The sequence below is a fragment of the Halobacillus sp. BBL2006 genome, from assembly GCF_000786645.1.
Classification (GTDB): Bacteria; Bacillota; Bacilli; order Bacillales; family Halobacillaceae; genus Halobacillus.
In genome coordinates this window covers 1-7,586 of record NZ_JRNX01000259.1, presented here as the reverse complement: position 1 = coordinate 7,586, position 7,586 = coordinate 1, and the positions used below count along the sequence as shown (strand labels likewise).

At 39.9% G+C, this 7,586-nt stretch carries 8 protein-coding genes and 1 pseudogene; all 9 read left to right on the top strand.

All coding sequences use genetic code 11. From position 1 onward, the window contains the following. The coding region (locus tag LD39_RS08605; RefSeq protein ID WP_035545218.1) for a nucleotidyltransferase family protein at positions 1–502 on the top strand (502 nt) is incomplete at its 5' end. A gap of 13 nt (positions 503–515) precedes the next feature. After that, positions 516–2,306 carry an ABC transporter ATP-binding protein gene (locus LD39_RS08600; RefSeq protein WP_035545216.1) on the top strand — a complete coding sequence of 597 codons (1,791 nt, stop codon included), beginning with the start codon at positions 516–518 and terminating at the stop codon, positions 2,304–2,306. A 58-nt stretch (positions 2,307–2,364) separates the two neighbouring features. After that, complete coding sequence (locus LD39_RS22570; RefSeq protein ID WP_156112596.1) at positions 2,365–2,541, top strand: hypothetical protein; 177 nt, start codon at positions 2,365–2,367, stop codon at positions 2,539–2,541. A gap of 56 nt (positions 2,542–2,597) precedes the next feature. After that, a complete protein-coding gene (locus tag LD39_RS08595; RefSeq protein WP_035545215.1) occupies positions 2,598–3,374 on the top strand; it encodes a hypothetical protein in 777 nt (258 codons plus the stop codon). Further along, entirely contained in the window at positions 3,374–3,640 is a 267-nt protein-coding gene (locus LD39_RS08590; protein WP_035545214.1) for a PqqD family protein, read from the top strand. The genes LD39_RS08595 and LD39_RS08590 overlap by 1 nt, the downstream gene beginning before the upstream one ends. Further along, positions 3,624–4,073, top strand: a complete 450-nt coding sequence (locus LD39_RS08585) for a hypothetical protein (RefSeq protein WP_052158783.1) — start codon at positions 3,624–3,626, stop codon at positions 4,071–4,073. The genes LD39_RS08590 and LD39_RS08585 overlap by 17 nt, the downstream gene beginning before the upstream one ends. A gap of 10 nt (positions 4,074–4,083) precedes the next feature. Continuing rightward, complete coding sequence (locus tag LD39_RS08580; protein ID WP_035545213.1) at positions 4,084–5,895, top strand: ABC transporter ATP-binding protein; 1,812 nt, start codon at positions 4,084–4,086, stop codon at positions 5,893–5,895. A gap of 18 nt (positions 5,896–5,913) precedes the next feature. After that, positions 5,914–6,990, top strand: coding sequence for a nucleotidyltransferase family protein (locus LD39_RS08575; protein WP_052158782.1), 1,077 nt, complete (start codon positions 5,914–5,916; stop codon positions 6,988–6,990). A 35-nt stretch (positions 6,991–7,025) separates the two neighbouring features. Then, positions 7,026–7,586 (top strand): annotated as a pseudogene (locus tag LD39_RS08570) (hypothetical protein); the annotation flags it as partial.

Below are 7,586 nucleotides of genomic sequence, written 5' to 3'. Positions count from 1 at the left end.
AGACTTATTTTTATTTTTAGTTTCTCATGGGGCACGGCATGGCTGGTCGCGACTCCGCTGGTTAGTCGATATTCATCAGTTAATGAAGCAGGATCTATCTTGGGTACAAGTAAATAGCAATTTAAGCCGTTACCATTTCCAAGAAGAAGGTGCTCAAGCCTGCATTCTATCTTCTGAACTACTAGCTTCTCCAGTAAATGGCGAAGTAAAACTGAATAAAAAATCTCACAGTCTCGCTCAACAAGCCGTCTTTTACCTCGAAACCATGATTAACTTGCATAATCTTCCCTTACCAGAAGAAGTAGCCCACTATCATAAACGTCATTTATTTGCTTTAATGTCTTACCAGCAGAAATTATTCTTTATATTGAGCTTCCTGCACCCTTATCCTGAGGACGCTCAATTATTACCTTTACCGAAACGCCTTCATTTCTTATATTTCCCTCTGCGTCCATTTCTGTGGGGATGGAGGAAGACGACAAAGAAACATGTATTAACCTAGGAGGACCGTATTCATGACACACGTCCTGTATTTTCTAAAGCAAATCCATTCGTACGCTGGAAAAATTCTCTACGTGAACTTAATCGCAATGACCTTGATCGGTTTGCTTGAAGGGGTAGGCATCCTGCTCTTAATTCCTCTCATCAGCATGAGTGGCATTGTGGATTTCGGTTCACAAGCATTACCCTTTATCGAATGGTTCGTTTTTCTCGAACGCATCCCACCAGAAATGGGGCTCCCCCTTATTTTATTGTTTTACGTGATCATTGTCGCAGCTCAGAATCTATTACAGAGAAAAATCACCGTGCGTAATGCCATCATTCATCAAGGGTTCATGAGGTATTTAAGACTCAGAACATATGGTTCCTTATTACATGCGAATTGGAGTTTTTATCTTAAAAATAGAAAGTCTGATTTAGTCAATATCTTAATGACAGAAATTTCGAAGGCAGCAGGAGGCACACAAGCTTTTTTACAATTTGCTGCTTCACTTGTTTCCACGTGTATTCAAGTGGGACTCGCTTTTATCTTATCGCCGAACATTACCACGTTTGTGCTAGCTTGCGGATTCATTCTTATTTTATTTAATCGACAGTTCTTAAAAAAATCACTATCTCTCGGGAAACGTAATTATGAACTGAACCGGCAATATTATGCAGGCGTCACCGATCAAATCAGTGGCATCAAAGATGTGAAAAGCAATACGTTAGAGGCTTCAAGAATGATTTGGGCTAAAGATGTCACGAAAGGCATACAAGATGAACAAATTGAATTTACGAGATTAAAAGCAACTTCGAGACTCTATTATAAGATGGCATCTGCTGTATTAATTGCCGGATTTATCTATCTCGCAATCAACTTCTTTAATGCTCAGGCTGGTCAACTTATGCTTGTAGTCGTCATCTTTTCCAGATTATGGCCAAGAGTTACAGGAATTCAAGCTTCCATGGAACAAATAGCACAGGTGATTCCATCCTTACACGCAGTGATTCGAATGCAGCAGGAATCCGAGGAAAACAAAGAATTTAACGATGTCTTACATGAGACAAAAGCGATGTCGATCAACGACTCGATTGAATGTAAGGATGTTTATTTCAAATATGGAACAGGTCAAGACTATGCGCTTAAGAAACTGAATATAAAGATGCCCGTCAACCAGATGACAGCCTTTGTAGGGAAATCTGGAGCAGGAAAAAGTACACTAATAGACCTTTTGATGGGACTGAATCAACCTGAAAAAGGAAAGGTAATGATCGATGGCGAGCCCATTCATGATCACGATCTACGTTCTCTTCGTCAAATGATTAGCTATGTACCTCAAGATCCTTTTCTATTTAATACGAGTATCCGTGAAAACCTGGAACTGGTTGATCCTGATGCTAGTGAAGAAAGTTTATGGGAAGCTTTAGAATTTTCTTCTGCTGCCGAGTTTGTCAGCAAGCTGCCACATGGTTTAGACACGGTGATTGGGGATCGCGGGATCAAATTGTCTGGGGGAGAACGACAGCGTCTCGTTTTGGCCCGTGCGATTCTTAGGAATCCGTCGATTTTAATTCTGGATGAAGCGACAAGTGCTTTGGATACAGAGAATGAGTTGAAAATTCAACAGGCGATTGATCGACTTAAAGGCAAGATGACGATTCTTGTTATTGCTCACCGGTTATCAACAATTCGTAATGCTGATCAGGTGATTGTCCTTGAGCAAGGAGAAGTTATTCAGCAAGGTGAGTTCAACCAACTCGCTCAAGATAAGAAAAATGTGTTTAGCCATTTGTTAGGCAACCAAATGAAGGTAGTTCCATAAGAACAAAAAATTTTTGGTTTTTTGTTCTCTATTAAGAATAAAAGAGGAGGAAGTTAACATGACAAAGCAAATGTATCGTTCACCTGAGGTTTTGGATCATCGTCCCATTCAGTTTGAAACTTCTCAGAGTTGGAATAAAGGTCGTGGCCCGGTATCAGGTGATGATGGGAAGAGTGATGGAGACAATTATCCTAACGATCCTTTCACTCCAAAAAAACCTCATCCTAAAAGGTAAATAATTATAGGAGTGCATGAACCCTTCATGCACTCCCCAAACGGAGGAGTTTGATCATGGATAATACGATGTTAGCCATTGGAGAGCACTTTATTGAGGTAACGGGGGAATATTCTCCGATATGTCTAGCAAGTTATGACTCTTTTATTACATCTGTGAATCGAAAGGCAGATTTGACTTTACGCTTGCAAGAAGGCTATGGTCGCCCTTTCTTAGACTACGAAGTGGAAATCACCTCGACCCCTGAATGGATAACCTTTCAACGAGCGGATTATTTGGTAGAGGTAGACGCTAATTATGAGCATGCAACTTTGTTTTTCCATAATGACTTAGGCTTAAAACATGCACTCATGAACTTATACAGTGCTTACATCGTTCATCAAAACTGGGGATTGCTGATTCATTCCTCGTGCGCAATCGATAAAGAACAGGCCCATATTTTTTCAGGACATTCAGGGGTAGGAAAATCTACGGTAGCCAAAATGTCTCAGCCTAGAGCACTGCTTTCCGATGAGGCGACAATTCTTAAAGTAACCGATGAGGGTATCAAGGTCTACCCGTCTCCGTTTTGGAGTGAGCTGCGATCAAGTAACATAGATGGTTCGTTACATCTATCCAGTATTCAGCTTCTTCATCAGGCAGAGATGAATGATAAACGGTCTCTTAAGAAAAGCATAGGCTTGATGCAGTTAATTGATAAAGTCTTTTACTGGTCCTATTCGCCAGAACAGATGTCTATGGTTATGAATTTGTTGAAAAGAACCGTGGATCAAGTTCCGATTCATGAACTTCATTTTAAAAAAGATCCTTCTTTTTGGGAGTTGATTTCATAATGAGTGGTTATAAAAGAAAAGGATTTCATGAAGTGATGCAAGTAGATGAAGAATGGATGATTATGAACCTGGAAGATTATACTGTGACCACCGTAAATGAAGTTGGAAACTTTTGCTGGGAACAGCTTGCGGATGAGCAGACGACTGAAGCTATCGTCTCTAAAGTAAGTAAGCAGTATCATGTGAAAGAACAAGTTGCAGCAGAGGACGTAGGGTTTTTTTTATTAAAATTGCAGGAATGCGGGCTCATTGAAGATGTCAGTTAAGCCTGTGCATGCTTTTGCCATTCAGCATGTGATCAATAAGAAAGGATTTATCGATTTACCCTCTCTTGGTACCAGCATGTATCCATTGATCAAGCAACGGGACACATGTCGTTTTGTCTCATGCCGTCCTGACCAACTAACGAAAGGTGAAGTTTTACTTTTTCATTTGAACGGTGAGCTCATCGGGCACCGGTTGATTGAGAAAGTAGAAGTGGAAGGGAAAATCGTATTTCAATGTAAGGGCGATACAAACTTGGGGAAAGATCAATGGATTATGGAAAAGGACATTATCGGAAAACTTCTCTATGTCAAAAGAAGAAAACGTTCCATATTGGCTTTCGATCACTTGTGTAAGTTGTGGGGATGGAGTGTTCTTTCTTTTCCTCTAATGTCTTCCTTTCTTCGATTCTATCTAAATAAAAAAGGAATATAAGTGTGAGGCGATGTTTGTGAGTAACTTTTTGAAGAGTACAGAGGTTCGTCGCTATTTTTCGTTCGCAGAAATGAAACGAATCATTCAACTGTTGTTTCCATATGTAGTAAGGCATAAAAAAGCGTATTTAGGCCTTTTCGTTATACTGCTTTTGGATATTGCGTTAGCTCTTGCATTTGCATGGTTCTTCGGAAATGTCATTGACGCTGCCGTTCAGAGTAATTTCGTCCGGTTACGTTGGCTTATCATTGCTGGGATAGGAATTTCCGGACTCAGTATGACTGTGAACTTTTTGGATACGTACCTTGAAACGATCGCATTGAATGGTGTTAAAAAAGATTTTAACAACGATGTTTATGAGCATGTCGTTCACATGCAAGGCAGACATTTTTCCAGTTATCATTCTGGAGAATTATTGTCCCATTTTGCCCATGACCTCCATCAAATTGAAGGTGTGATCGGAAGAGGATTGCTTAATCTTATCCGTGTGCCTATCATTTCTATAACCGTTTTTATCTATTTGATTCATATTAATTGGGTATTGACGTTAGTGATTCTTCTGGTCGTTCCTTTCGCGATTGTCGGAGGAGCGGTTTTCGGTATTTGGTTAAGAAATAATAGCCGAGATATTCATGAGCTCATGGGAGAAATCAGCAAGACATTGAACGAGACATTTCAAGGGTTTATGGTGATCCGTTCATTCACGCTTGAAACACTTTTTCGAAACAAATATAAGCAAAGCAATGAGAAGTTGTATCAACTTGAAGTCAAAGATGCTAAGTTAAGAGGCTGGTTTAATACGGGCGGCGAAGCGGTAGGTATGGTGACTTTTTTAACAACCTTAGCTGTGGGAACGTATTTTGTGACCGATCAGGTTCTTACGGTTGGAGCGCTTTTGACTTATATCAATCTGGTTAATCATTTAGTCTATCCACTGACAGGACTGGCTGGCCAATGGGCAGGTTATCAACGATCCGTTTCAGCGATTGAGAGAATATTAAAGGTTCTTGATCAGCCCAGAGAAGCGAATTCTTTGGAAACATTACCCTTTGACTATGAAGGACAGATAAAGGTAGAAGGGTTAACGTTTAGTTATGATGAAAAACACCCTGTATTTCAACAATTAGAGGTAACCATACCTGCCAAAGAGATGACAGCAATCGTTGGGCCGAGCGGGGCAGGGAAGTCAACATTATTTTATTTGTTACAAGGGTTTTATCAACCACAATCAGGGTCGATCTCTATGGATGGTGTCCCCCTTGATGAAAAGAATCTGCGAGGCTTGCGTCAATCAATCGCTTATGTGCCACAGGAAACCTTTTTATTTAGTGGTACCATTCGGGAAAACCTACGCGTTGCTCATGAAGAAATGACTGAATTGGACATGATGGAGGCTGCTATGAGTGCAAATATTCATTCGTTTATTCAGTCCTTACCTGAAGGATACGACACGGAGGTTGGAGAGAGAGGAGTCAGGCTATCTGGAGGGCAGAAGCAGCGTTTAGCAATAGCAAGAGCTTTATTAAAAGATGCTCCAATATTATTGCTTGATGAAGCCACTTCTTCTCTAGATAATGAGACAGAACATATCGTAAAAGAGGCTCTTGAGCGCTTGATGAAAGGACGAACCACTCTTGTTATTGCTCACCGACTATCAACGATCCAAAAGGCGGATCAGATCATGGTGATGGATCAAGGAGAAATCGTTCAAACAGGGACACATGAACAGCTGATTCATGTAGATGGACTTTACAGAGACTTGTATCATCAGAGCTATTTTCAAGACTATAATCATCCAGAAGTTGTTTCCATACGTGCTTAAGGGAAAGAAGGTGTGGGCATGATTCAAAACTATATCCAGCAAATATATGAGCAAAAGCCCCTTAGTTATCGACCGGAACACTATCACCAAATTCTAAAGGAGATTCGAGCACAGGAAATATCTCCTCAAATAATGTATTTGTTGAAACGGAATGGACAATTTGAGAGTTCACCTTTGTTTTTTCAAGTTGGATTGATGGAAGACAGCAAGCCGGTACTTTATCAAAATTTGTTCATCAAGAATCAAACGAAGAAGATTTTCGACAAGCTAGAGCAGCTTGCGATCGAAGTAATTTCAGTTAAAGGTGTATATTTTGGTGAAAAATATTTCGGTCATCCAGGGGCAAGAGCAACATCAGACATTGACTTGCTGGTGAAGGAAGAAGAAGTAGAAAAGGTTGTTCAAGTCGTGAAATCCATCGGCTTCGACATTGAAGAAGAACGAATAGAGAATCATTTTCACATGTCTTTAAGTAAAAACATCCCGGGTTCACCCGTTCCGTTGGTCGTTGAAATTCACTGGAATCTCATGAATGAGTCCAATACTCATCTTAACCCAATTGAATTTTTTGTCGAGGCAGAGCCACTGGAAGGGTATACCCATGTGAAGAATTTATCTCCTCTTCACACGTTTTATTTCATGTGCCTTCATGCATGGAGGCATAACTTGGACAGCACTCGTCATTATTTAGATCTGATTCAAATCATTTTTCTGTCCCATCAACAGATTTCAACAGATGCTTTAATGTCGATGGCTCGGAAACATTCTACATTGAAGCGTATGTTACGGACCTTATCAGAGGTTTATGATCAATTTCCTATGTTAGAGAGTTTGATGCCATTTCCTGAGTTAACCACCCCGTGGTATAAGAAGAAGCGACATCATCCACTTACCTCATATCTTATTTTCTTCGATTATCAATTTTTAAGTTATGATGCTTTTCACCATCGTCTTCGAGAAATAGGAAGATGGCTCGTTCCGAATGGGAGAAATGTTGGAAAGCAGTTGAAACAAGAAGAGAGCTCTATTTTAATTCTTAACTATATTCGCTTATACAGGCAGCGGATATCAAGTGTACTTAAAGCCTTTCTATAATGAGAATTAGCCCTGCTAATTAGGAGTCGAGTCTAGTGAAGAAACTGATTTTACGAGGATTACTATTGGTTGTAGTTTTATTTGTAATCATTATTATTTATACAGTCTGGGATAATTCCAGGATCAAGATAGTCAAACAGGATGTCAGTATTCCGAACTTGCCTGAGGAACTTGAAGGCTATAACATTTTGCAGATAACCGATCTGCAAGGAAGAACATTCGGATCAAATCAACAGAAACTTATTGACCAAATTAATTCACTGAACTATGACTCCATTATTTTTACGGGCGACATTCTAGATGATAAAAAAGTAGATTACACTCCTTTTTATCAATTAGTAGAAGGAATCGACAACAAAGCGGATGCGTTATATGTTGAAGGGAACTCAGATCCTTCCAATTATGTGATTAGTGATAGTGGACAACTTATCAAACATGAATTTGTTCAGGGGATGGAGGAACGAGGCGTTCATTTACTGGAATCTTCTTATACCATTCCAGTAGATGAGGCACTCATTCGCTTTGTCGATTTTGAACTATCCGTTCTCGATCCTGAAAAAGGATTTGTGTTAGCGAATGGACGAACAAGCCCGCCA